Origin of the sequence: Ktedonobacter robiniae (genome assembly GCF_016587375.1) — a bacterium.
Taxonomy (GTDB): Bacteria; Chloroflexota; Ktedonobacteria; order Ktedonobacterales; family Ktedonobacteraceae; genus Ktedonobacter; species Ktedonobacter robiniae.
This window is the reverse complement of record NZ_BNJG01000002.1, coordinates 2,216,984-2,241,735: the sequence shown is the minus strand read 5'-3', so window position 1 is coordinate 2,241,735 and position 24,752 is coordinate 2,216,984. Positions and strand designations below refer to the sequence as shown.

24 protein-coding genes and 5 pseudogenes are annotated in these 24,752 nt (G+C 51.7%); 11 read left to right on the top strand and 18 right to left on the bottom strand.

Annotation, left to right across the window (positions count from 1 at the left end; all coding sequences use genetic code 11):
- Nucleotides 1-74 precede the first annotated feature (74 nt).
- Nucleotides 75-1,586 carry an FAD-binding oxidoreductase gene (locus JMJ04_RS30710; RefSeq protein ID WP_201374161.1) on the bottom strand — a complete coding sequence of 504 codons (1,512 nt, stop codon included), beginning with the start codon at nt 1,584-1,586 and terminating at the stop codon, nt 75-77.
- A 1,869-nt stretch (nt 1,587-3,455) separates the two neighbouring features.
- Between JMJ04_RS30710 and JMJ04_RS30705 the strand changes: the two genes are divergently transcribed.
- Complete coding sequence (locus tag JMJ04_RS30705) at nt 3,456-4,442, top strand: hypothetical protein (RefSeq protein ID WP_201374160.1); 987 nt, start codon at nt 3,456-3,458, stop codon at nt 4,440-4,442.
- A gap of 89 nt (nt 4,443-4,531) precedes the next feature.
- Here the strand turns inward: JMJ04_RS30705 and JMJ04_RS30700 are convergent, their stop codons facing one another.
- The 3 genes and pseudogenes from JMJ04_RS30700 to JMJ04_RS30685 form a co-directional block, all read right to left on the bottom strand.
- Nucleotides 4,532-4,813, bottom strand: a complete 282-nt coding sequence (locus JMJ04_RS30700; protein ID WP_201374159.1) for a hypothetical protein — start codon at nt 4,811-4,813, stop codon at nt 4,532-4,534.
- Nucleotides 4,814-4,959: 146 nt separating this feature from the next.
- Nucleotides 4,960-5,408: pseudogene (locus tag JMJ04_RS47145) on the bottom strand (Tn3 family transposase); the annotation flags it as partial.
- Nucleotides 5,409-5,549: 141 nt separating this feature from the next.
- Nucleotides 5,550-6,695, bottom strand: coding sequence for a peptidoglycan recognition protein family protein (locus tag JMJ04_RS30685; RefSeq protein ID WP_201374156.1), 1,146 nt, complete (start codon nt 6,693-6,695; stop codon nt 5,550-5,552).
- Nucleotides 6,696-7,336: 641 nt separating this feature from the next.
- Between JMJ04_RS30685 and JMJ04_RS30680 the strand changes: the two genes are divergently transcribed.
- Nucleotides 7,337-8,146 (top strand): hypothetical protein, encoded by an 810-nt coding sequence (locus JMJ04_RS30680; protein WP_201374155.1) that lies wholly within the window; start codon nt 7,337-7,339, stop codon nt 8,144-8,146.
- Between the two features lie 64 nt (nt 8,147-8,210).
- Here JMJ04_RS30680 and JMJ04_RS30675 read toward each other — a convergent pair whose 3' ends face one another.
- Complete coding sequence (locus tag JMJ04_RS30675) at nt 8,211-8,564, bottom strand: P-loop nucleotide/nucleoside kinase family protein (protein ID WP_236038644.1); 354 nt, start codon at nt 8,562-8,564, stop codon at nt 8,211-8,213.
- Between JMJ04_RS30675 and JMJ04_RS30670 the strand changes: the two genes are divergently transcribed.
- Nucleotides 8,544-8,714 (top strand): hypothetical protein, encoded by a 171-nt coding sequence (locus tag JMJ04_RS30670; RefSeq protein ID WP_201374545.1) that lies wholly within the window; start codon nt 8,544-8,546, stop codon nt 8,712-8,714. The genes JMJ04_RS30675 and JMJ04_RS30670 overlap by 21 nt on opposite strands.
- Nucleotides 8,715-8,878: 164 nt before the next feature.
- Nucleotides 8,879-9,568: pseudogene (locus JMJ04_RS30665) on the top strand (Type 1 glutamine amidotransferase-like domain-containing protein); the annotation flags it as partial.
- Here the strand turns inward: JMJ04_RS30665 and JMJ04_RS47140 are convergent.
- Nucleotides 9,560-9,664: pseudogene (locus JMJ04_RS47140) on the bottom strand (IS5/IS1182 family transposase); the annotation flags it as partial. The pseudogenes JMJ04_RS30665 and JMJ04_RS47140 sit on opposite strands and share 9 nt — an antisense overlap.
- 143 nt (nt 9,665-9,807) lie before the next feature.
- On the opposite strand from JMJ04_RS47140, the gene JMJ04_RS47135 reads away from it, so the two are divergent.
- Nucleotides 9,808-9,987 carry a hypothetical protein gene (locus tag JMJ04_RS47135; protein ID WP_236038535.1) on the top strand — a complete coding sequence of 60 codons (180 nt, stop codon included), beginning with the start codon at nt 9,808-9,810 and terminating at the stop codon, nt 9,985-9,987.
- Nucleotides 9,988-10,047: 60 nt separating this feature from the next.
- Here the strand turns inward: JMJ04_RS47135 and JMJ04_RS49030 are convergent.
- The 5 genes and pseudogenes from JMJ04_RS49030 to JMJ04_RS30640 form a co-directional block, all read right to left on the bottom strand.
- A pseudogene (locus JMJ04_RS49030) lies at nt 10,048-10,134 on the bottom strand (IS3 family transposase); the annotation flags it as partial.
- A complete protein-coding gene (locus JMJ04_RS30655) occupies nt 10,127-10,264 on the bottom strand; it encodes a transposase (RefSeq protein ID WP_201374151.1) in 138 nt (45 codons plus the stop codon). The gene JMJ04_RS30655 and the pseudogene JMJ04_RS49030, both read right to left, overlap by 8 nt.
- Before the next feature lie 106 nt (nt 10,265-10,370).
- Nucleotides 10,371-10,730 (bottom strand): transposase, encoded by a 360-nt coding sequence (locus tag JMJ04_RS30650; protein ID WP_201374150.1) that lies wholly within the window; start codon nt 10,728-10,730, stop codon nt 10,371-10,373.
- 137 nt (nt 10,731-10,867) lie between these two features.
- Nucleotides 10,868-11,359: an SRPBCC domain-containing protein gene (locus tag JMJ04_RS30645; RefSeq protein WP_201374149.1), complete on the bottom strand. Its 492-nt coding sequence runs from the start codon at nt 11,357-11,359 to the stop codon at nt 10,868-10,870.
- A gap of 1,074 nt (nt 11,360-12,433) precedes the next feature.
- A pseudogene (locus JMJ04_RS30640) lies at nt 12,434-13,018 on the bottom strand (RNA-guided endonuclease InsQ/TnpB family protein); the annotation flags it as partial.
- 114 nt (nt 13,019-13,132) lie between these two features.
- Here JMJ04_RS30640 and JMJ04_RS30635 point away from each other — a divergent pair.
- The 4 genes from JMJ04_RS30635 (at nt 13,133) to JMJ04_RS30620 (ending at nt 16,591) form a co-directional block, all read left to right on the top strand.
- On the top strand, nt 13,133-13,486 hold the full coding sequence (locus JMJ04_RS30635) for a hypothetical protein (protein WP_201374148.1): 354 nt from the start codon (nt 13,133-13,135) through the stop codon (nt 13,484-13,486).
- A gap of 1 nt (nt 13,487) precedes the next feature.
- Entirely contained in the window at nt 13,488-15,182 is a 1,695-nt protein-coding gene (locus JMJ04_RS30630) for a caspase family protein (protein WP_201374147.1), read from the top strand.
- Nucleotides 15,183-15,327: 145 nt separating this feature from the next.
- Complete coding sequence (locus tag JMJ04_RS30625; protein WP_201374146.1) at nt 15,328-15,471, top strand: hypothetical protein; 144 nt, start codon at nt 15,328-15,330, stop codon at nt 15,469-15,471.
- A gap of 295 nt (nt 15,472-15,766) precedes the next feature.
- Nucleotides 15,767-16,591, top strand: coding sequence for a DUF6065 family protein (locus JMJ04_RS30620; RefSeq protein ID WP_201374145.1), 825 nt, complete (start codon nt 15,767-15,769; stop codon nt 16,589-16,591).
- Between the two features lie 113 nt (nt 16,592-16,704).
- Here the strand turns inward: JMJ04_RS30620 and JMJ04_RS30615 are convergent, their stop codons facing one another.
- From JMJ04_RS30615 to JMJ04_RS30605, 3 genes are all read right to left on the bottom strand, one after another.
- On the bottom strand, nt 16,705-17,724 hold the full coding sequence (locus JMJ04_RS30615) for a transposase (protein ID WP_201374144.1): 1,020 nt from the start codon (nt 17,722-17,724) through the stop codon (nt 16,705-16,707).
- A 107-nt stretch (nt 17,725-17,831) separates the two neighbouring features.
- Nucleotides 17,832-18,149, bottom strand: a complete 318-nt coding sequence (locus JMJ04_RS30610) for a hypothetical protein (RefSeq protein ID WP_201374143.1) — start codon at nt 18,147-18,149, stop codon at nt 17,832-17,834.
- A gap of 84 nt (nt 18,150-18,233) precedes the next feature.
- Nucleotides 18,234-18,482 (bottom strand): hypothetical protein, encoded by a 249-nt coding sequence (locus JMJ04_RS30605; protein ID WP_201374142.1) that lies wholly within the window; start codon nt 18,480-18,482, stop codon nt 18,234-18,236.
- Between the two features lie 754 nt (nt 18,483-19,236).
- On the opposite strand from JMJ04_RS30605, the gene JMJ04_RS30600 reads away from it, so the two are divergent.
- Nucleotides 19,237-20,673: an IS110 family RNA-guided transposase gene (locus tag JMJ04_RS30600; RefSeq protein WP_201374141.1), complete on the top strand. Its 1,437-nt coding sequence runs from the start codon at nt 19,237-19,239 to the stop codon at nt 20,671-20,673.
- 86 nt (nt 20,674-20,759) lie between these two features.
- Here the strand turns inward: JMJ04_RS30600 and JMJ04_RS30595 are convergent, their stop codons facing one another.
- From JMJ04_RS30595 to JMJ04_RS30580, 4 genes are all read right to left on the bottom strand, one after another.
- Entirely contained in the window at nt 20,760-21,221 is a 462-nt protein-coding gene (locus JMJ04_RS30595; protein WP_201374140.1) for a hypothetical protein, read from the bottom strand.
- Between the two features lie 363 nt (nt 21,222-21,584).
- The gene (locus JMJ04_RS30590; RefSeq protein WP_201374139.1) at nt 21,585-21,950 is read right to left on the bottom strand and encodes a DoxX family protein; all 366 of its coding nucleotides are present in this window, start codon (nt 21,948-21,950) and stop codon (nt 21,585-21,587) included.
- 207 nt (nt 21,951-22,157) lie between these two features.
- Nucleotides 22,158-22,604 carry a YybH family protein gene (locus JMJ04_RS30585; protein WP_201374138.1) on the bottom strand — a complete coding sequence of 149 codons (447 nt, stop codon included), beginning with the start codon at nt 22,602-22,604 and terminating at the stop codon, nt 22,158-22,160.
- A gap of 9 nt (nt 22,605-22,613) precedes the next feature.
- On the bottom strand, nt 22,614-23,555 hold the full coding sequence (locus JMJ04_RS30580; protein ID WP_201374137.1) for an NAD-dependent epimerase/dehydratase family protein: 942 nt from the start codon (nt 23,553-23,555) through the stop codon (nt 22,614-22,616).
- Nucleotides 23,556-23,760: 205 nt separating this feature from the next.
- On the opposite strand from JMJ04_RS30580, the gene JMJ04_RS30575 reads away from it, so the two are divergent.
- Nucleotides 23,761-24,675, top strand: coding sequence for an RNA polymerase sigma-70 factor (locus JMJ04_RS30575; protein ID WP_201374136.1), 915 nt, complete (start codon nt 23,761-23,763; stop codon nt 24,673-24,675).
- The last annotated feature ends 77 nt before the right edge of the window (nt 24,676-24,752 follow it).

Genomic DNA, 24,752 nt, shown 5'->3' with positions numbered 1-24,752 from the left:
CTTGAAAGCTGATCAAGGCACGATAGAGTTCGTGTTCTTGGCTCTTGAGTACCTCAAACTCAAATCCCGCGATGCTAATTTGGAGGAATGCTCTGCTCAAAGTGGAAGACATTCTCTGGGTCGTACATGCGCTTGACCTCCTGGAGCCTGGCAAGGTTGTTGCCGTAGTAGGTTCTGAGGTCGTTGATGCTGCGGTCGGGAACGTTAATGTAGGATCCATTGACATAAGGCTGCAGCGCTTCACGGAATTGCTCAACCCATGCGATAGCCTGTCCCTCCTCCGTATCATTCGTCCATGGGGAGTCCCACTCCATGTAGAACTGTGCCTTTCTATGGAAGAACGCCGTGGCTTCGGTCGGTATCCTGCCCACCGCGCCGCCCCAGCTCAAGCACCAGATATTGGCCTGCGGGGTGGGGGCATTCGCCAGGAAACTGTGTACCGTTTCAATTGCCTTAGGCGGCAAGGCACTATAGACCCAGACTGAGGAAAACTTGTCATTGTGCGGCGGATCGGGAGGGGCGGCGAAGTGAAGCCAGGCATCGAGATAGGACATGGTCTGGATCGTCACTTTGGGCGTGCCAATCCCAAGCAGAGGTTGGAGCAGCTGGCGCAACTGTGCCTCCTGTGATCCGATGAAGATACCATTGGATGCAATGCTGCCATTTTTCTTGGAATTCGAGTTGAAGGTCGAGCCCAGTCGATCGTCCGCAGAGGGGGTCAAGGACTGCCATACGCTCAAAAGCTCGCTCACATGCTGCCAATCGGCGGAACCCCATGTTGCGTCATAGATCGTAACAGTGGAGATGGGGCGAATTTTGAAGGTGAAGGAGGTAGCGATGCCGAAGTTGCCTCCTCCACCCCCACGGCAAGCCCACAGCAGGTCAGCATGGTTATGCTCGTCGACCTGGATTACCTCGGCGCCCTGCTTGCCGCTCGGGACCACCATTTCGAGGCCAATCAGGTGATCACAGGCCAGACCCATGGAGCGGGCGAGTGTGCCGATGCCTCCACCTAGCGTGACGCCACCTATACCGGGGGTCTTCTCTCCTCCGCTGGGAATAGCGTAACCTATCTTCCCCAGCGCGGTTACCACCGCCCCTTGCGTGGCCCCTGTCTGGACTGTAGCTACCTCCGCGCTTGTATCAACGTGAATCTGGTTCATATTACTCACGTCAATGACCACCCCACCATCTAGAGCTGACCAGCCTTCCAGGCAGTGCCGACCGCTTCGTGCCCGAAATGCGACATTGTGTTCTCGGCACCAACTGAGAGCATTCACGACATCCTGCGCGTTTTGACAAAAAACGATGACGAGGGGGAACTGAGAGAACTGTCGGGCCCAGCCCAAACGAGCGCTGTTATAATTCGGGCTATTGGGAAATACGAGACGCCCTGTCAACTTGGTCCCCCCGGTAGCCCACTCACCAGGTTCTCCATCGCGAAGAACAGCCAGGGCACTATCATCGAGACCAGCTATCTGCAGTCCTTCCAAACAGCTGGTTCCTGCGAGGACTGCCAGGGTCTGAAGAACCTTTCGCCGCGAGGTTGGGGCATTGGCTAATGCATCAAATCGAGTCGGTTTCATCTTCGTTTGCACCTTTTGGGGAGGTGAGCACGATGTTCTCACATCCGTAAGTTTACTAGAACAGTCATGCAGATAAGCGACTATTTACAGGTAACAACTAAGTAGAAGCCCTGCTTTCCTTTCTTAGTTGCCCAAGAGAATATCCACTGTCAGTCTAGCCTATGTGCAAAAAAGAGAGATCTACCTACACTTATTATATAGGAAGTTCCATGAAGAAGGTAAATTTACTGTCTTGCGAACAAGATTGCTCTATGGGCAGCACTTGCTCCGTCAGGTGACGACTCCCCACAGCTAAAGCCCTGTCTTTTACCCACATTTTACAATTGGGTTTTGTGGAACAGTACAGGAGGCCAACTCCCCCTGTTGAGTGTTTCACAAACACATATATAGTGATTGGCTTGTGAAGCCCCTCCAAAAAGATGTGGGTAAAAGACAGGCGGAAAAAAGCAAGGGCTTTTCTCCCAGTATGGATGGGCGAAAAAATCTTCCGGCACAAAGCAGCCAATTGTATGCCATATGTGTCAATTCCAATATCGAACAGCTTATACGCAGTTCGGTGATTAGCACATCAATAGAACAAAAGACGAGCACTGAGACACCGACTCAAGAACAGACTTGAAATTATGAGTCATCCCTGATTTTTCTGGTTCCTCATGAGAAGCAAGGAGCAGGAAAAAGAGGGCAGGCGAAACGGATCTCGTCGTTTAGACTGTTGAGTATGAAAGCAAGCAACATCTGAACGAGGAGATCCGTCAGCATTATGCCAGAACCTACAGAAACCTTCAAACACCTGAAAGAAGATCCCCAAGGAGGATCGCAGCATGTGCTCTCCCTTCTTGAAACATTTCTGCAGCCGTTGCTGTAGAGATTGGATGAAGTGCTGGATGAACAGTATGACGTCGTGTATCATGCTACTCATGGACAGTCTCTTCTGAAGCCCTTCCAATATGAGGAGAGAAATCGAGACAAAGCATCCCTGAAAAGCCAACCCTGGCTTCCTGTGAAATCGCCCATAATCTTACCCTGGTTTTTGTGGTGTGTGCGACAAGAAGCCTCCCATCATTTCTTCCCATAGAATTGAATAAAACAAAAAATCCTCTCCATCATGCTTGATGTGATGCGCAAGGGCATGCCTATCTGAGGACAATGGCGAACATAGGATTAGCCACCAGGAGCATCAGAATCACAAAGGAACACCATCGCCCTCTCTCTGTTTACAAGGTAATCGAGAGGTGATGACGTTCCTTTGTGTGCGCGAACATCCTACGCCCTTGGAAAGGTGCTGCTCGCGCTTCCTCTCTTATGCCTTTCACCTCTTTGAAGAACCCACAAAGTGCATTGCTTCAATATGATGGTTTGAAAAAAGGTTGAATGGCAACCTTTTTTAGTTCTCAATGTGTCTAAGTTTCGGCTTCTTCCCTTAGGAACACTAAAAAAGAGGTCCTGTACATACAGTTTTCTTGTGCATTTGATGGACCTAGAGAAGCTGGAGCGCGGAAAGACAGCAAGGCCTTACATAAGATTAGAGGAATATTCTTAGTATAAGACGCCCTGCATGGCAATAAAATAGAATGCCTCTTTCACAATTTCCAAGCACCGGCAAGACTTTTTCATGCGCAAAAACACTCACTAAGGGTATCGTTAAAGTAAAAAATGCAATGAACTCTAAATGAATCAGTATATTTATACTTATAACTATATGATTTGCCAGTGGTTCTGCCTTTATAGGGCGCTTTATGATTCGCAAGGATGCTTGGGCAATTTATGCGTCATCCCATAGGGCAGTAACTACGGTAAATCACAAACGAATAGCGGTGAATAAAATGGCACCCAACTTAATTGCCCCTAAAAAAGAGGAGGAGCCCGGTAATGAAGCGATCCCACTTTATCTTTGTAATCACGTTGGCCTTAGTAATCGCAGTAGTGACCAGCCTCACTAGTTCTCTCAGTCCTGCTCGTGCAAGCTCAGCCGATGTCCTTCACTCCCCCCACAGCATGCAGGTAAAAGGTGGCTGTCACACGAATTGTGCTGAGCCCAACGCTCAGACTGCTACCTCTAACCTTAGCTACCATGGTGGCACAGGTGGTGTGGGCGTCGAAACCGGAGCGGACAAGGTGTATCTGATCTACTGGGGATCACAGTGGAACAGCAACGATCCCTCCGGCGAAGCAGCCATTCAGCAGAATTTCTTCAAGGGTGTAGGTGGCTCAAAATGGAATAACTCGGTGACGCAATACTGTGAAGGCGTTCCCTCCGGAACTATTTCCTGTGGTTCCTCTGGCACTCATGCTACAAACCCCACTGGTGTACTCGCTGGCATCTGGTATGACAATGCATCCTCGGCTCCTTCCAAACCCAGTCAGTCACAACTCGCCAGCGAAGCTGTCAAGGCGGCGGCACACTTCGGCAACACGACTGCATCTTCGAATACAACGGTTCAGTATGTGATCAATACCGCGACGCACAATAACGCGAGTGGTTTCGGGACCCAATACTGCGCCTGGCACAGTTCGACAAGTTCGAGCTATGGCCACATTGCCTATACCAACATGCCCTACATTACTGATGCAGGCGCGAGTTGCGGCGCCAACTTCGTGAACTCGGGAAGCACGGGCTTGACCGACGGTATCACCATTGTCGGTGGTCATGAGTTCGCCGAGACTGAAACCGATATCTACCCCAGTTCTGGCTGGATCGACAGTAGCGGGAGTGAGAACGGGGATAAATGTGCCTGGATCAGTTCTGGGCAGGGCGCATCGGCCAACATCACACTGAGCACTGGCACTTTCCCTGTCCAATCTCTCTGGAGCAACGCGTTCAATAGTGGTGCCGGCGGGTGCGTCCTTTCCTACTAAAACTACCTTGAATTGTTCGAGGGGATCGCCAGGATTGGCGATCCCCTTTTCTTTACGCAATCCTAAAAGCTGCCCCATCAGCCACGGGCCTACATAGGCACAATTACATCTCCCTCATCGCCACACCCCGAAACGTGAAGCCCATCTGACTTGGGCGCTACTCCTGTACATAGATAGGTCTTGGCTGCTGAAAGCTTCGCTGGCACAATAGCATGCAGCATAACATCGGTAACAGAACAGGTCTGACCGTTGGTACGAATACTGAATGTATGAAGGGCCGCCATATCGACAGAGGTGCTAGCGAATCCAAGCGTTGCCAGTTGACACTTCTGATAGGCCTGCCAGAAACACGCTTCAGCCTGTTTAGCCATGGCCGCATTCAGAGGAAGACCCCGTGGGCTCGTTTGTACGCTGCCACACTTGCGCACTTGTAGGGCTGATGTTGATGTTGGATTCGGAGCCCCCTTGGTCGTAGGACCACACGCTGCTAAAGCGGAGCAGCCTGGAAAATTGTACGCTATGCTTGCCGAGCGTGTGGACTCTTCACGTTCTGATCCCAGACATAATCCCCAGTCAGATTGATATGCTCCCAATCCATCGGCGAGAGATGAGCCAGTTGCTCTGGGATGATGGTCATGCCTTCTTGCCGCAGTTCTTCCACCGCACGAGCCAGTTCCAATGTGTTCCAGAGAATAATAGCCGCGACCACCAGATTCAGTCCTTGCGCGCGTCGTTGTTGTTGCGCAAGCGCGCGGTCCTCCACTCGTCCGTACCGATAGAAGAACACCGCACGGGCAGGGCATTGCGTGCCTCCCCTTTATTCAGGCCGATTTGGACGCGCCAGCACAGTTCAACACTCTGCAACCATTCCAGGGTGAACAGGGTCTTCTCTAGCCGACCCATCTCCCGCAACCCCCAGGCCAGACTGTTCTGGCGAGGATAGGACGCGAGCTTGCGCAACAGCAGCGGCGAGAATGCCAGGATCACTTCCTGATCTTGCATGAGAAGCAACTCTCTCGGCTTCTCAATTTGAAAACACAGAGCGAGAGACAACTGTCAGAGGAGTCATCCCTCGTTCTGGAAATATATTCGTCGCACTCAGGGGTATTAGCCGCGACTGAGTATGCCACCAATAATGGCACACCAGGCATTCAGATCAACCTTGCCAGTTGGGGGAAGCAGGTGCAGCGACTGCACTTGCTTGACCGCCTTCATGGTCGCATGGTCGTACTGGCCATTGACGGTGACATCGTAGCCGTTGCGCTTAAGAATGACCTGCACGGCATTGACGTAGTCACCCTGGCTCTGGTTATCGAGGCGAATAGTACCCACCAGCGCCTCCCAGGTGTCATTGCGCGTGTACCCATCAGGCGTAATGCCCTTGGCACTCTGAAAGGCCGTCACAAGCTGATAGGTTGGATCATCATAGGTCCCGCTAATCACGACATCGCTGCCCTGGGCACGCAAGACATATTGCAACGCTCGAACGGTATCACCACGAACTCCCCAACGCAGATCGACCCAGGTGCGCTCGGGCATACTCTGCCCCAGTTTTGCCTCTACCTCACGACGCAACTGAGGGAATTTGCTATAGAACATGATACCTGGGCAATCAGTCTCCTGAAAGTTCCAATGTCCAAAGATGACGTTCGCACCAAACCCATACTGCTGACAGGTATACACACACAGATCGACGAGGGAGTTCCACAGCGCTTCGGGAGGCAGAACATCGATATAGGTGCCCTCGTTCTCAATACCGATGGCCTCCTGGTTGAGGTACGGACAGTGCGCACTTTGCACAAAGCGGTCCGCCGTCTGGAGTACTTCCAGGCTGCGATGGCGCCCCTCAGTGATATACCCACCGCGGCTCACAGTGAAGTGTTGGCCTGTATCAACCCAGCCATTCGTATCCATATGCAAATTCTGGATATCATGTGCCAACTTGATCGCCTGGTCGCGCGAGTAATCAGTCACATTCGGGAAAGCAGTATGATGCACCAGGATCTTCGTCGCCTTCTTATTCAGCACTGTTATGGATGACGAGGGTGGACGTGCCCCCCACTCGTCACAACTGATGATCTCGGGCGCGGCACCATCCAGGGTGTGAGCCAAGGCATGGGGAGCCAACGTCAAGCATTGCAGGCCTCCCAGTCCCACAGCAGTCACAACACCCAGACCCGTCTTCAAAATGGTTCGACGTCGTATTTCCTGCGGTAGAGGCTGTGTCCCTTCATCCTCACAATTGATACACATCGAGCATTCCTTTCTTCATGCAAATATATTGAGAAAAACCAATCTAGTGGGCATCAAATATACGCAGGATGTTCAAGTAATGTGACTTCTACTGAGCGCCATGCACTTCTCCCTCAATACTTCTTGCAAATAGGCCTTTTTGTTTGCTGGCTAGACAAAAATACGACAAGACAAGTAGTTGTCAAGACCAGCAAGGAGATCAAGACCAGCAAGGGCCTGAGAGTCAGCGAAAGCATGCATTGTATAGACAGTGGATGAGAGAGGGCATGTAAAACTACTCACTCGTACCCGGGAGGATCACTCGATACATGCATCCTTGCACTCTATCTCTGCAATGACGCGACACTGCGTCTGCACACTATTCATGCCAACGGGCAGAAACATGCGTTTGTATACTTTTTGCCTCAGCAACAGTATATCATATTTTGCTTGCTCAATTTATAGAGCAAGGAGCAAGCTATTCGCGCTGATAGTATACTGCGCCGGGGTTGAATCTGATGCACTCTGATGCAGCGCAGCGGCCTGGCGTGCAGCTTGACTGGCTCAAATCATAGACCAACCTCACGAACATACTCTACATCCTGGTTGGGAATTTTTCCCCGTACGATTTTTGTCACCTGAATGGGCAAGCCGCGAGACGTATGCGTGATGAGCATTTTACCCGCTATCATTTTACCCAGAAGGAAGAGTGCGAAAACTTTATTGGTGCATTAAAGGTGCTTCTCTTGCAGGTTCCTCTCCAGGTGGATATTCCTAAGATGCTCACACATTGGCGATGGTTTGGGGAATGGAGTATTGGCTGTGTTGGTATTTTGAGCGACTGGGTCGTTGAGACGGTGAGCAGCGTCATGCGTATAGGAAAAACTACTTTGACCATCGATGATCTCAAAAAGCATGCGCTCAAACCTGATCAGCATTTTCGCCTTGAGACGGAGGCTCGCACCGGAGAATTCAAAATTGAGCAAGCGAAAGCAAAAAGTGAGCAGGAGCGGCAAGAGTTAGTTGAGAAACCCCAGGCTTTACCGAACGGTTTATCTAACCATCTGCGAGAGACAAGTACCCCGCAACCACAGCCAGCCGCGCCACTCTCACGCTCAGGACAGCGCGTCGAACGAGCTGCCCATCGTGACCCTGTAGGAGATGGAGCCACGACGGCAATTCCAGCCGCTTCAGGCAAGTGCTCTTTTCTCAGTCCTATCGGCGTCACCAATCAGCAATTTCAGGAAAGCGGTGTCTGGCATGTCGAATGCCAAACTTGTGGAGCGCGACGCAGCATGAAAGAAGTCAAGGATCGGCGAAAGTTTCCCTCACATCCTTCACGAAAAACGCCTCCGCCAAAGGGGAACTCCGCTGGATCTTCCAGGGGTCCGAGTGGATTCTGGTCAAAAACTAATACAAGACGGCTGTATTTGTGTGATTTGCCATTGTCCCTGCCTCATTGGACAAGATAAGATTCAAAAAGTGTGTGGACTACGATACATTCTACTCAGGCTCTCATCTGAGCACTCCAAATGCTCAGGCATATTCATCGGGCAACGATGGCCAGCGCGAGGCCGCCCAGGCAGGCCAGGACGCATATCCTTGAGGGGCGTCTTCCAGGACGATGCCATGTAGCTCAGCTTCATCCGGCTCATGAAAGAACGCACGCCATTTCGTCAGTTCCTCTTCGCTCATTGGCCATGTCTGGTCCGGTGTCTCTGCAAAGCGGTTTTGGACGCGCTTTCGCTGCGTTTCTGGGTCAATGGGCAAGTAGATGACCTGGCTTTTCGCTCCTATCTGCCTGGCGAACCATTTCAGAGAGGACCGTTCGTCTTTGCTCCAAAATCCGAAATCTAGGATGACATTGGTATGAAGCTGAAGAGCGCGCAAAGCTATCCAGATCAGACGACCTTCCAGGGCATCTCGTTCTGCCTGATCGTTTCTTCCTGGCATAAAAGTGCCGGAGAGGTTGACTCCGAAGAGGTCGGCACCGCACTACAACCGCACTTCTTTTTGACGGGGATTACATCGGCTCATTGACACGTATTGAACGCATCCGTTAGAAAAAAATTGCCTCGCTTGTAATCTCTGAAGTGAACCCTTAAGGCCGGTTCATGCCCACTCTGCACATGGCTCGAAGCCGGGAAAGAGCAAGATAGGAGAAGTTTTTTTGCTTTGCAAGGCGGTAGAATGTCTTGCATGTAATGGGACCGGCAAAAACGTTCGGCTCTTTATGGATTGGAAAGGAAACCATCATGAAATTGCTTCTCACCTCGTCTGGCATCAGCAACGACAGCATTCGTAACGCCCTGGTTGATCTGCTGGGCAAACCGATCGCCGAGTCCAGCGCCCTCTACATTCCCACCGCGATCTACCCCTTCCCTGGCGGTGCTGCCATGGCCTGGCGGCTGATCCACGGAGTGGCCAAGAGTCCCTTGTGCGAATTGGGGTGGAAGTCGTTGGGCGTGCTGGAGCTCACCGCTCTGCCCAGTATCCAAGAAGACTGCTGGGTCCCAATGCTTAAGGAGACGGACACCCTGCTGGTTGGCGGCGGCGATCCCCTGTATCTGTGCCACTGGATGCGCCAGTCGGGACTGACAGACCTGTTGCCCTCTCTGCTGCGCGAGACGGTCTACGTGGGGGTGAGCGCCGGGAGCATGGCGGCGGCCGCCACCTTCGGCGAGACCTACCGTGATCCGCGCAGGGGCAGCGGTGAAGCACTCACGTCGGAAGACATCGTGTTCGCCACACCCCAGGGAGAAATCAGCAGGATCTTGGTCACGGCTCAGGGAGTGGGACTGGTTGACTTTGCGTTGATTCCGCACCTGGATCACGAGGATCACCCGGACGCTTCCCTGGCCAACGCAGAAAAGTGGGCCGCGAGGCTACCCATGCCAACGTACGCGATCGACGATCAGACCGCTATCAAAGTGATCGATGGCGTCGTCGAAGTGGTCTCCGAGGGCCATTGGAAACGGTTTACCCCCTAAGGAAATACTCGACAGTAGGATGGTGCGCCCAAGAGACGCCTTTCGATGCTTGTTTGTTGCGTCTTTCCCATGTGTCAGGTATGCTTTTCTTACATCGAGCTTTTTGTAGCGCCTTTACTCGCATACGAATGGCAAGGTGGCATGTGCAGGGAACAACATCTCGGTTTGGGGAAGCTCCAACAACCTTTCTTGATATCTGGCGGTGGGGGCAGGAACTCGAACGCCTGCATGCTCGTATCGCTCCTCATTTTGTTCGTCCCGAACCCCGTCGTCGGGCACTCGCCTACCTCAAGGGGATCGTCTGCCTCAAATTTCTGTTCTAGCAGATTAGGAGCTACTGGATCGCTGTGCTGACTATCTGTTGTTGCCATTCTTCGGCGGGGTCTTTTGACACACAACCCCTGTTCACGCATCAGACGCGCAACCCGCTTGCGAGAGCAGCCTAGCCCCCGGTCTCGGAGCTCAAACATGAATGCGTGGGCTTCCATACACCTGCCAGTTGTCGTGATAGATCTCCTGAATCTGCTCGACGAGGACGCGCATCCTGAAGCTGGTGTCTTGAAGGCAGGCGTTTGCGCCATTTGTAATACGAGCTTTCATCCACGCCAAACACCTGGCACATTCGGTTTACCGGATACTCTCTCGCGTTTTCTTGAATAAAACAAAATTTCATGGCTGATGTCGCGAAAACACAATGATGGCTTTTTTAAAAAATATCTCGTTCCTGCTTCACGACTTCCAGCTCGCGTTTCAAACGACGCAGCTCTTCCTCCTGGACTGTTTGATGTCCACTGCCTGGAAACGCTTGCTCGCCATGTTCCCCTAGTTGCTTACACCAATTATGGATCGTGCTATCTGATACTCTCAGCTCGCGGGCCAACTCGGTGATCGGCTTGCCGCTTGTCTCGGCTAACCGCACGGCTTCCATCTTAAATTCTTTCGTATTATTACTGATCACAATACCCCGTGTGGGATTCTCCCTTGCCATCTGGGCATCAAGCAGCACAGAGGTAAGAAACCGGCGCCTCCAGGGAGCAGATTCCTCAAGGAGAGTTTTTTTAAGCATAGCATCCTCCTCTAGATATCAAAGATAAAACGAGAGAAAAGATATGGAGCGAACCCATGCTGCCAGACAGCTGAGGAAGTCAACTCCTGAGGAGAGAGTGACCCACTCACTCTCTCCTTTCAATTTCGGACCCGCTTTTATCGGCCAGCCTCCTGCTCGACATAGTGGGCCAGTTTCTCCAGACTCGACTGAGTGCCAGCTTCGTTGTCCTCGGGTCGAACGCCCGACGGAATCCCTTTGAAGAAGAGCGTGACGATTGTTCCGCCATTTTCAGCCTCAAATGTGGCCTCCATGATCATCTCCCCTTTGAATGCTGGATTGACCGTATCAAAGGTGATCGCTTCAACAATTTTTCTCGGAGGCGTCAGCTCCACAAATCGCGCCGTATAGCGATCTTCCCGATCTTCCGTCTTGCCTGGAGAGGTCGTTTCGGTTGAAGGGTAGTACAGCGACATCTGATACCCTCCGCCCACTCGGTCGTCGAAACGATGGACCTTGCCAGTCATGTCTCCTGGTGCTTGCCAGACAGCCAGGGCTGCGGGATCAGTAAAGGCTCGATAGAGCACTTCAGGCGATGCTTTGATCCATTTGGAGTTGCACGTGCTGGCTCGCGAGGATGCATCAGTCATAGGTCTCTCCTTTCGCCACTTCGTTGGTAATGGTCTTCACCCAACATCTGGACACTTCCAGACCTTACCTGGCTACACGCCGGGCAAGCCATCTGGCTCACACCTCCCGACGAAGCATAGCTTGCCTCAAACTCAACAGGTGGAAGATATCCCTAGCTAGAGTACAATCGCTTGGTATTGTACTCCTGTTCGATGAAGACCTGCAAATTGGCCTCGGCGTCGGCAAAAGACTCGTATTCTTTACGATACTGTACTGACCGCTGCACTCATAGGTGAAGTACCCCACGCCTACAGGCGGGGCTTCGACAGCAGCCCGGTTGCTCAGAAGAGCCAACTGGGTGCTGTGGGGCGCTTCCCGCCCCGGCCACCCTGCGGGTGGACTTGCCTTTCTTGCTTGGGAGAAGCAGCCCCTGCTCTTCATAGCGACGTAGCAGGTTGTAGAGTAGACGGCCAGCGAGGTTCTGTTTCCAGACCTTTTCTGTCCGTCCCTCTCCGAACCTGGGCTTGCACCCTTTCGATGCACCCGGCTCTCCAGTTTCTTGTCGCTTCGTGGAGGTAGGCGTTGCGCATCTCGCGCACCGCTCCGTTCACGACAATACTCCCTGCTTCCCTTCCCCTTGTATCAAGCATTACCTTGATCATTTGAGTACTATGAAAGCTCCGTCGTCATAGGCTCGCACCCGTAGACGATCCCGCATTTGCGCATATCAAACGTTGAGTACGTGTAGGTGCCCCGTTCGTTTCCTTGAACCAGCTCATTGCTGGTCGTTCATCGGAGAGAGTCTTCCGCACTCGCCATCAATAAGTGCGTATTCCGATGACATCGCCACAGGTATGTTGCGATGAGCCAACGCTTAGACCACTGGAGACTAGGGTTCAGCCAATTCAGGTTTCACCATGCGTACAGGACTTGCGGTGCATCACAGTACATACCTTCCTGTTTAACCGCGTTCCCGACATGCTAATTTTCCCTTTGTGTTTCCACGCCAGGTAAGTTGGGCGCCCTTGAGGTTCTTACTCTCAACCTCATCTCCCTCTGGGAGAAATTTGATATGTACCGAAGCGGCGCACGCGGGCCGCGTTCTCGTCGCGGTCAAGCTCAGCCCCACATGGGGGACAAGAATGCCAGCGCACCGAGAGGTCTTTAGGCACGAACTCCCCACAGCCACTACAGGCCTGACTCGTCTGCTGGGGCGCCACCTTCACCAGCATGCCGCCAGCCTCTTCCGCTTTACAGGCACACAGCGTGATGAAACGGCCCCAGGCCGCGTCTAAGATACTTTTATTGAGCTCACTCTTGGCAGCCGCTCCATTGGGAAGGTACTGCGCAGCATCTCCTGCCGTGCTCCCCTGGGGTGTGCTCTCTTGGGCCTGATTGACAACAGGAGACGCCTGCGCCTTCTTGGGCTTGGGTCTTGCCGTCATGTTGAGGATCTGTAACTGCTCAAAGACCAGAATCACAAACTGGTTCACCAGCCAACGTGAGGTCTGATGCAAGAAGTCCTGCCGCCGATGGCGCACCTTGCGGTAGAGGCGGGTGAGCTCACGCTTGGCCCGACTGCGTCGATGACTGCCTCGCTTGCGTCGAGCAAGCGTGCGATGGGCCTCCTTGATCTGCGCTTAGGTTGAGCGATAGATGCGAGGAAAGGAACGCCTCTCTCATCAAACAAGTGCTGAGACCACAGCACTCAACTAGACATTACCACCTATTTCTGCTACCATACAATTGTAGAAGTAATAGTGAACTCTGGCGTTTAAAGGGAGATTCTTGAGATGGATGAACGAAGTTATATTATCAACTTTGAAAATGCTTCACCTACAGATGCTAGCCGATACGCAGAGGAGCTCAGAAACGTTCTTCTTGATCAGGTTGATGATATTAAGGTTCAGCGAAAACGCAGTAATACTCAAGCACAAGATTTTGGTACAACGTTAGTCCTTATCTTAGGAACTCCAGCGGTCGTAACAGCGGCAACAACTATTGGCAGTTGGCTTCAGCGTCGTAATGCTGCTACCTTAACATTGGAAACACCGAACAAAAAGATCATTGTTCAGAATGTAACAGGGAAAGATGCCGCTAGATTAGCTGAGCTTATGTTGGCTTCTCAGCCAGAAGATGAAAAGTAGCATGACTACAGATGGCCCACTACCAAGTCCCCAGACAACCCTGGCGGTCATTTTAGGCGCAAGCGAATGGCCTTTCGCACCAGATTTTCCCGCATCTGCAGCCTTCGAGAATGCCGCTAAGTCATGGAGGAAATATCTTCTCGATCTGTTGGGATTTGGCTTGCCACCTGAGAATCTCTTAGATCTCTTCAATTCAAACGCAAGTCCTCTCGAGATTGATGAAGAAATTAGCGCATTTATTGAGAAATGCAGCACTGCTATGAAAGCAGTAGGAAGCACTCCAAGGGACATCTTGCTTTATTTTGTGGGCCATGGAGGCTTTGTTGGAAGAGACTCGGACTTCTACCTCGCTTTACGTTGTACTCGTATAGAGAGACCTAGAACGTCTGGGGTTCAAATTGAAGCATTAGCAGACACGCTTTCGGAGAAAGGGAGACATCTCCGTCGCTTCATCATCCTGGATTGTTGTTTTGCAGCTGCAGCGTTCCGAGCATTTGAAGCGAGAACCTCCACAGTAGCTATTTCAAAGACGGTACATGCGTTTGAAGCGAAAGAAGATGTGAATCACATCCCGAGTAAAGGCGTTGCACTCCTTTGCTCCTCAGATCAAAAAACCACTTCTCTCCTATTGCCTGACGGCAGTTCTACGATGTTTTCCAAGTCGCTAATGCACGCTCTTTCTGTAGGGAACCCACATCAAAAAAATCTCCTCTCATTGTATGACATTAAAGACCTGGCTCAAGGTTTCCTTGATCGTACCTCAATAAAGAATACTCCTCAACCCGTGGTTTTTTCCCCTGACCGAAGTAGGGGTGATATAGCAACTGTGCCCCTTTTTCCCAATCCTGCTACGAACTTTATTGGCAACGAAGAGGTTGAAATGACACACGCATTTCAAAAACAATGGCAAAGCCAATCCCCACTTCATGCATTGCAAGTAAAAGAGTTTTTTACACAAAAAGATATTACTTCAAGTTTGAGCAATATCAAAGAGAAATATGTGTCCCTCCTCTCTACTGGAACAGATTTAGGAGAAGCAAAAAGCGACCCAATTATAATTAGTCCAGGCAATATCATTTACGTTCGATATGAGTTCGGTGTCATTGTAGACCATAGACAAAAGAGCACTTACGTAACACGAGGGCCAATTTATCAGAAATGGCTCCAGTTAGGATGGGATTCAAAAGAGATCTTTCCCGTCGATGATGACCATATAAATTCCGATGGGATAGGCGTATTTAACCACTTCAGAGGAATAGGGGCCAATGCACATTTCCAAGGTTCTATCTATTGGCACCCCACAGTGGGAGCTTATTCGATTCAGGGCGCGATACGTGAAAAGTGGCTTCTATTAGATTGGGAAGGTTATTACCCAACAACTGACGAAAAAATATGCTTTGATGGATTTGGACGATATAATGATTTTAGGAATATAGATCTAGATCCTACTTTCTATGAGCACAACGATCTTTCGCTCTATCACCATCCTATGACCGGCGTATGTGAAATACATGGAGCTATTCGTGCTTTTTGGAAAACACTAGGTGCAGAGCAATATGGTTATCCTATTACAGATGAAATGGTTTATTCGGATGGTATAGGCCATTTCAGCAAATTTTATAGGCACACCGATAATTTAGAGACGATTCTCTCCTGGTATCCATCCACAGGCGTAAAAGAGGAGATAGCTGAGTAAAGCTTTCTTGCGCTAAAAAAGAAGATACCCCCCGTTTTTATTCCAGAGTCCTTTTACGGTTATATTATTTGATATAACCCTATCAGTCCTATGAGCAACATAGCGCTTGTGCTCACAGGACCTTTCTACCACAAAGGAGAAAGGCATGTACTCAACTATCCTTTTAGCCAGTTGGAATCCTGGTCCTGCTCTCACCCCACTGCAACCGCCGCGCCCCATTCCTACAGTTCCGCCGCCACCGCGCCCTGCTCCTACAATTCCGCCGCCACCGCCGCCTCGGCCCAGGTAATGTAGCAACTGTTAGCGGAGGTATTAAGCTCTCTAATAAGACTTAACACCTCCGTAACTAGCGGAGGGAAAATGCTTTATGATGGGTCGGTCTATTTCTGGCTCAAAATTCTTTCCTAATGTCGTTCTCAATTAACGATCTCCCTGTCGGCTTCGGTCAGTTGATGCACTTCTAACGCTTGGCAATAAGCGCTATTATTAGGAACGACTCAGGACTCAAAAAACTTTTATGGGCACATTTCCAAACGATATTCCGTTATCCATAAGCAGAACTGAGCATTTAGAAGGAGCTAAATATGTCTGAATACGACCAGAATATCCCAACTGATCCTATCGAAGACGACAGCGCGCAATCCACCAAAGTAGGCGACGAAACTACACTCATAGCTTTCTGCTTACAAGACCTCCCTCCAATGGACCTGGTTCCTGCTCCTTCCAAACGCTCCTGGATGACTTCAACAGATAAAAACTTTGCAAGCAGATGTTTACCACTTCTAATTGCAAATCAAGCAGGGTGGTTTATTTTAAATAACCAAACGTTTTGTGCGACGTGGAATGGAAATGATGATGCCTCTGCTATTCACATTGAATACTTGAATACACCAGAAGCATACGTAGTGCAGAGCCATTTTGGATATGGAATTCTTACCTGGAATGTCCCTTACCTATTTCGTACATCACCTGGTTACAATCTTCTTGTTCGTGGTCCCGCAAACTGGCCGAAAGATGGAGTCTATCCTCTAGAAGGGATTGTAGAGACTGATTGGGCTAATGCTACATTTACGGTGAACTGGAAGATAACGAGACCTAATGCACCTATCATATTTGAAGCCAAAGAACCACTTTGCATGCTTGTGCCACAAAAGCGAGGAGAGTTAGAAAATTTTCAAACAGAAATGTCTGATATCACATCCAACTCTCCAGTAGAACAAGGTTACCTTCAATGGTATCAGAGCCGTGATGATTTCCTTAAAGATCTAACGAATGCTCCATCGGATACATTGAAGAGTGAATGGCAGAAAGACTATTTCAGAGGAATTGCTCCCGGTGGAGTTCGCGCCTTACAGCACCAACAAAAGTTGATATTACACGAATTCAAATCTCCTGATAGCAAAAGTTAAATTCTCCATGCCGTCCCCACATGCATTACAAAAAAGGCAAGCACGGCCATTGCAGATCATACCAAGCCATACCCACAACATAAGTCAACGTGACGACTCCCCACGGCTGATTCTCATGGGATGTCAAAATGATTTGGAAGCTGAATAATGCTCCTCGGCCGTGTATCAGGCTTTCCTGTCCGATACTTGCCCTGTCGATGTGCCCGATGGATCTCAGGATCGTACAAGGTCGGTGGCGGAGGTTCTTGCCCATATGGAACTTTTCGCAACAGCTCAGCATCTTTCTTGAGCAGGGCATAGATCATTTCGGTGATCTGGCCAGCCAGGCGACCCATCACGACAAGCTTTCCTTTGTAGGACCGGGTCCTTTCGTCCCAGCGGCACTTGACTGGAACCAAGCGCTCGTAGAGCTTGGCCCATTCGCAGTCCTTCTTCTGGATGGCATTAGCAACAATGAGGAAGAGCATTTGTTTCATGGTTCGCGTTCCCGCTCGTGTCAGCGTCGTGCTGTCAAGCGAGCTCCCCGATTGGGCGACGGTTGGAGCCCAGCCAAAGTAGGATTTGAGGCGTGCAGCACTCTCGAAGTTGCCAATATGTCCTATGCTGGCAATGATCGCGGCGGCCTGAATCGGGCCTATCGGTGGAATGGAGGTAAGAATTTGTCCTTCGCGTGAGTTCTCGACTGCCTGCATGATCTCATTATCTAGCTGATCCAGGTGCTCTTGCAATACCTTCAGTTCCCGAATGATTTGGGTCTGTTCGATCACCAGTCCTCGTAATCGTCCAACGTCGTTCGTGCCAATGCTTTGAGCAGCCAAACGTTGCAGCTCCACCAGCTTCTCATCAGGAGGATAACGACCCACTCGCGCCTTTTGAAGTTCGGTCATTCCTGCAATGGCAAGCTGTTGCGGGGTAGGAAAGTGCTCACGGAAGGAAAGTGCCGAAGGCAAGCAGGGGTCCTTACAGATACGGGTAAATTCTGGGAAGATCTCATCGCAGATGGCAATCAGCTTGTTCTTGCGTTGGGTCGCTTCCTGGCTCAGTTCGTAGCGATGGCGCATCAATCCACGTAACAGCGATGCCGCCTCTGTCGGAGAAACAGCACGCCGAATCAGTTGGGTCTTGTCTGCCACCTGCACCCCCAATTCAAGCTGATTGTACAAGGTGTTAGCCAAGCCGAGTGCATCGCGCGCTTATCAGTTTTCAGCATTCCTTTAGGCCGTTCCTGAACATGGATCACCTAGACAGAGACATCCAACTCTTGAAGATATTGGACCAGAGCCTTGTGGTAATGGCCAGTTTTTTCGACCATGACGTAGGCTTGAGCAAGGGGCACGTAAGTTTGGATACGGTCCACGAGGCAACGAAAGCCTTCCCGCGATTGGTCAAAAGCAAAAACGGGGCACCCCTCGAACCGTTCGTGTCGCTGGAGCAGCGTCTTAGAAACAAAGCCTGCGATATGCGAACGCTTCCCAATATCAACCCCGACGTACAGCGATTCGTTGGCAAGAGGGAACACGACACTCACCTGAGTGCGTTTCAATGCTCCTGTAGGCATTTTGCTGGACCTCCTCGCTTAAAAGAATATGGCTGGAGGCTTGGACCTTCAATACCTGTTTAGTGTGGCTCTCTTAGATTCTGGTTACACACATGTTTGAGAGAAGAAGTGATTATGTATCGCGAGCCAGAGACGCGGGCGATGCCGCCCTTGACGAGGCTGGGAAGCACGCTGTGCCGAGAGCGACTGGGGGTCCTGCATTGATGAGCGTGCCTGCGCCCGGTCGCGCTCGTTCCCCAGTTTGCCCGCCTCGTCAAGGGTCAGGCCTGGCGGCATCGCTTGACCCGCGTCCCTGGCATGGGCTACATGAGTACTATCTTGACGAAGCCTCAAGCTCTCAAGGGATGCTTGATGAGCCTGCGGCTCGCTTGTATTCTGCCTTCGAAGAAAGGCAATATATCTCTTCTCACTATCAAGTATGCGATCATCGCGTATCTCACCTCTTGGGTGAGAGAGGTCAAGACCCGTCGATACGTCACTCCCATTCACGGACAAGAAGTAGCACAAGCTCTTCATATTCTCATGAGGGTTCCAGACCGTATCGCCCAATCAGCCGTAAGGGGTCAAGCTCCACAAGCCGGGAAGGGGTCTCCGGGTCCTTGTCTCAAAGTAGCTAGCCTTGAGCAACCTCTCCCCGTTACTGACACGAAGGAAGATGACAGCAAGATAACATGAAATTTTGGACTCAAGATTCCGTCCGTCAAGCCGGGGGCTTCTCAGGAGGCTTGCGCGCCCTGAAGGCTCCGTCCGACATACGGAAACAAACCACTTGGCAATGCTTGATAGAGTAGGAAGTGGAGAAGCACTCGAAGAGTCGCTCTCTTTGAGAAGAGGTCGCAGACCCCTTTCCGTCCGATGGGAACAGATCCTTTTAGGCTCATTGGGGGATGTGGACAGACCCCTCATGAGTATGTGAGGACCCATTGCAGTGCCAACCTCTGGTATGTTGGTGGGTGAACCACATCCACGGCCCCTGGCTTTTCCGCTGGGTCTGCTTCGCTTCTCTCAAAAAACGAAGCGGACCCTGGCAAAACCTCGTGGTGCAAGCTTGGACGTTTACTCCTACCAGATCAGAGGAGGCTCTATCATGGGTTCCAATAAAAAGCCACGCCCTGATCTCATCCCTGGGCCCATGCTGTTGCATGAATCCATCTACGTGGGCATTGATGTTGGGAAGGCCAAGCACGTGGCTGGTTTTGTCTCGACCACTCTTTTAGAACGCTATCAACGCTTCGAGGCGTGTCCAGTGCTCGTCTTGGAAAACTCTCGTGAGGGATTTCGCTCGCTCATTGAACGCATGGGCTCCTACGTGCCGCTTGAGCAGGTCTATGTCTTGCTTGAGCACACTGGTCACTACCACCGAGTTTTGGTGGAATACCTGCAAGAATTTGAGATCTCGGTGTATGTCATGCCTGTGCAAAAACGGCCAGCCGGGATGCTCAAAACGGATAAGCGCGATGCCCTCGGCCTGGCCAACCACTTGTTCAATCAGCTTGAAAAAGGCATCCAATTATCTGACAAAACGCATCTCGTTCGGCACCTGCTTCCTCCAACAGAAGCAGCCCGGCCACTCAAAGGGTGGATGCGCCATCGCTACGAATTAAGTCAGGAGGGTACGCGGCGGAAAAACAAGCTGATCTCCATTTGCGACGAACTCTTCCCGGAGATGACCCTGGTGCTCAAGGACCCCACGCTGCAAACAGCACTCGCCATTCGTGAGCGGTTTCCGACACCTCATGCTATCGCTACCACAACACTCTCCTCTCTTGCCGAACTGAGGATCAAACCCAGTTATCCTTCCAATGCCCAACTGGCGCAGCTTCAGCAACTGGCAGCCCAGAGTATTGGCACGAAGGATCTCGTCCGACAGCGGGGCCTTGTCTTCGAACAAGGGCAATTAATTCGAGAACTGCGGCTCCTCCAGGAACATATCCAGCAATTGGATACTGAGATTAGTCAGATTGTGGCGCAATCCCGCGAGGGGCAAATTCTCACCTCCATTCCTGGAATCGGACCCATTCAAGCGGCAGCGATCCTGGCAGCAATCGGAAATATCCTGAACTTTGAGCGAGCTTGCGATCTCAAGTCCTACTTTGGGTGGGCACCGGTGAGCGAGTTCTCTGGGAAGACACTCGACCGAGTGCAATTGACCCCTGGTGGCACCAGGCCCATGAAGCAGATGCTCTTTCTCTGCGTTAGTCATGCTATTCAGATGGATTGTGAATGGGCCAGACTCTACGAGCGTTTAGTTCCGAAGAAATGCAGTTATGATGAAAGAAGACAAGCGTATCGCGGAAAACTCAAGGTTCTGGGGCGCATCGCTGGTCAGATGATTGAAATGATCTACGCCTTCCTCAAGCAAAACGCAGAGCTTCTGAGCCAGATCCCGCCAGGGCAAACTCCCCCACCTGCGACGCTCTACGATCCTGAGATCCACAAACGTCACCGCAATGGCGAGTACTGTCCAATGAAAAACGTGCCACGCCAACAGAAGGTGATTCATCTCCCAGAAAGGCTTCCTTGAGGGGAAACAAGTGAACAGATTTGGAAGGGGAGAAGGAGGAGAGCCGTCAGGCTCATCAAGCATCTCCGGGGAAGCTTGAGGCTTTGTCAAAGAGCTGAAGCGTTCGCTCTAGCCAGGAGCGTGGAGCAAGCGATGCCGCCCGGCCTGACCCTTGCGCTGGAGTGGAGAGAATCGAAGCGCGAAAGCGACCGGGATGGTGGAACGCTCGTCAACGCAGAGCCCCGGTCGCTTTCGGCATGGAGAGCTTCCCACTCCAGCGCAAGGGCGGCATCGCCTACGCGACTGGCGTACGACCATGTTGAATTATCTCTCCTGCTCTTCGATAGGGCAGAGTTTTTCTCAAGTTCCATGAGTATGAAGGGTGGAACTTGACGCTTTGATGCCTGAAAAAACCGCTCTATTTCTAGGGCAATATCAGAGAAAGTTGTAAATAACTCGGAGCTTCTGGCAGCTACCTGTAACTTTGGGGATTCCGTCATGAGCATCCCTTTCTTTTCGAGAGATCTCATCTCTGAGTCACTTGATCCTGCCTCTGGATCTTTTCCCATGGTGTGCCTCTCACTCAGCTAAATAGAGGATTTTTCAAGAAACACGTAAAGTGCCAGCCAGATGCTTGAAAACGAGCACGTCTGGTTCTGAGGGCGGGTGACGGGCGATCCCCACAAGGGACGACCGCTCCCGACCCTACTTGATGAACCGCTTCAGCTAGGCCCAGTCACTCTCGCACTGCGCGTCTACCCAACCTCGTCAAGGGTCGGACCTGGCGGCATCGCTTGCTCCGCGTCCCCTGGCATGAGCAAGCGTACTAGCAACCCGACCAAGCCTCAAGCTCCCAGGATGCTTGATGAGCCTAACGGCTCTCTTTTCCACGTCAGTATTGTTGTCATATCACTAAAGATTCCGCCTGTCATTTACCAGAAGCGGCCCCACGCAACGAAGGCGGCCAGGGCGAGATAGGTCAGGTTCAACAGCATGTGCTTGAACTCTTGACGGCGGAACGTCACGATCGCCGCACCGACCATGACCAACGCCAGACCGACAGCCGCCAGCGGCACCAGGATCGGTGCGATGTTGAGCAGGGCAGGCAGGATCAAGCCGACGGCACCCAGGATCTCGGCTGTTCCGAGGGCCTTGACGAAGCCGGCGCTGAAATCCAAGACCCATCCCCCGCCAGGAGCCTTGGCCAGTTTCTCCTGAGAGATGAACAGCTTGTTAGCGCCCGCAAGTAGGAAGACAGCGGCCAGCAGGCCAGCGATGATCCACAGAGTGAGGTTCATGAGTTCTCTCCTTGACGGTTACCTCGGTCCTTCCGGACCTGTCATTGTAAATTTTGGAATTCTGTGAGCGGAATTTTTGACAATCCACCCATTTAATTATCAACTTTACATGATGAGCTTATCTGGGGGCGCTTCTTTTTCTCCGCAGAGAATGAAGCGCCTTGCTTTTCTTGCTGATATGCTTTCACCAATACTGCCGCCAGTTTCCTATGGCTTGAGGTCAAGCACCGCTTTGCCATGCTGCAGATCGACAGGCACCGAGTTCTGATGATGCACGATCAGCCACATGCCCTTGATCTTCCGGAAGCACGCGGTCCAACGCAGCCAGAGATCGGTCTTCAGCTCATTGTTCATGGTTCCGCTTATGTGGTTGAGGCTGTGGGCGAATGCCACGTCATCGCCCACAGTAATGGTGAGGTCGTGCATTTCATAGCCGATCGGACCCTGGAACGACGAGAAGACTTCTTCCCAAACGTTTCGGAATGCATCTGCTCCCACGTAGCGCAATGGGGGCACGATGTCGAACGACACGACCTCCGGCGCGTAGAGAGACATGACGCCTTCGATATTCTTGGTACGAACCGCCTCGACCCCATCCTCTATGGCCCTTTTCATTGCGGCTTCATCGTTTTGCTTGTATTCTTCGACTGCCATCGCTTCCTCCTACTTGTTCTGCGCCTGTGCCATCAGATCCCAACCTATACGCGCATTGGGGACGGTGGGTTGCCAGCTACTGACTGCTTTGAACAACCGATTGGAGATGCGTAGACTGCGGCTGGTATCGGCATACTTGGCCCCCGTCACCAGACGCATTAGCAGATCTGGCAGGACCAGCAGACGTTTGCGACCGACAGCGTGAGCAAGGATAGTGTACATCTCAGCGCGCGTCACAGGCTCATCATCGACAATGTCATAGACGCCGGAAGGCACCGGTTCCGTCAACGCGAGCAGCAGAGCACTGATGGCATCCTGCAACCAGATTTGTGGGAGATAGCCAGCACGTGCACCAGGAAAAGCACCAATCCCTTTGCGCGCGTAGTCCAGCATTACCCAGCTTGAAGGCGCTTCCGGCCCGTAAAAACTGCCCAACCGCAGCGAGATCCCTCGGCGCTGCCTGGTCGGATCGCTTTCTGCGAAGCGTGTCACGGCCTCCTCCGCCTCGACGGTTGAGAGAAGGGTCGCCGTCTTGACAGGGGTCGTTTGGGCATCCAACCAGGTATCGCCACTGCTTGGGTAAAGAAAATCGAAGCTGGGATACATGATCGTCTGGACTGTGCCCACGGCCAGCGCGGCCTCGACAAGATTGCGTGCTCCGTCACGGCGCAGGCGATCATTCTCTAGCCAGGCCGAACTCCGCCCCATCTGCGCCGCGGAGGATGGGATTTTTGTCGCCAGATGGTAGATGGCTTCGTGACCAGCCAGCGCCTGCTTGAGTGCCTCAACATCAAAGAGGTCCACTCGCACCGGATGTGCCCCTGCACGTCGCAAGCGATCATCGTTCTCAACAGTGCGGCTCATCGCCGAAACCGTATGCCCTGCGGCGACTAATTTGGGGACAAGGGTTTTGCCTAACACACCAGTTGCTCCTGTTATAAAAATATTCATGTTTCGCTCCTCTTTATTATTTCTTTCGTTTTTTGCGTGATTGCTTTTTAAGTGCTTTCTGGAATGGAGACAAGTGAGTCCACAAAAACGTGACAACAAAGCGGCGCCTTTTTTCGTCACGGCAAAAATTGCGGAAGACGCTTGCGCTAACGTATGATAAAAGAGAAAAATCGACTATCTTAAGGAGCGCTTGCGGAAAAACTCTATGGATCAAATCCAAACCTATCAACCCCTCCTCTTCTCCATTGCCTATCGTATGACTGGCTATGCTAGCCAAGCTGAAGATATTGTTCAGGATGCCTACCTGCGCTACCAACAGACAGATCGGGCCGCCATTCAATCGCCCAAAGCGTATCTCACCACGATTGTCACTAATCTCAGCCTCAACTATCTGAAATCCGCCCACGCGCAGCGTGAAGAATATATTGGGGTTTGGCTCCCTGAGCCTATCCTCACTGATCTTCCTGAGGGTGAGTCGTTAGAGGAAAACTATGAGCAGCAAGAGACCATTTCACTGGCCTTTCTCGTGCTCCTAGAGGCGTTAACGCCCCCAGAACGCGCCGTCTTCCTTCTCCATGAGGTGTTTGATTACTCCTTCGCGGAAATCGCCGAGATCATTGAGAAAACTCCGGAAAATTGTCGTCAGCTCTTTCATCGCGCCAAAAGCCACGTCGCGGAGAAACACCACCGTGTCTCTGTCGATTCCGCCAATCAGCGCCAACTCACCGAGTCCTTTGTTGCGGCCTGCAAATCTGGCGACCTTGCGATCCTGACGAAACTGTTGGCCAGCGATGTCACGGCTTGGGCTGATGGTGGTGGCAAGGTTCGCGCGAGGCTGTACCCCATTTCTGGCCAGGAGTTGGTTGCCAAGCGCTTTATTTTCGCCTTGATGCACCGAGTGCCCGCAGACAACGTGCTTTTTATAGAAGAGATCAATGGCGCACCCGCGATTTTATCCTGGAGCGACGGGCATCTCAACTGGGTACAGACGCTCGATATCCGCGACCATGTCATCGTTGGACTACATACCCTGTTGAATCCCGACAAGCTGGCTTTTCTCCAACGCCAGTTGGAGAGCCGCCCGGAGCCGTTCCTTTCATCCTCACATGTACTTCCATAGGTGAGAGATGAGTCTGGCCCAATTGAGGTGAGAAGATCTTCAATAGACTCGACAATAGCGTAGGGATTGCTCATGAG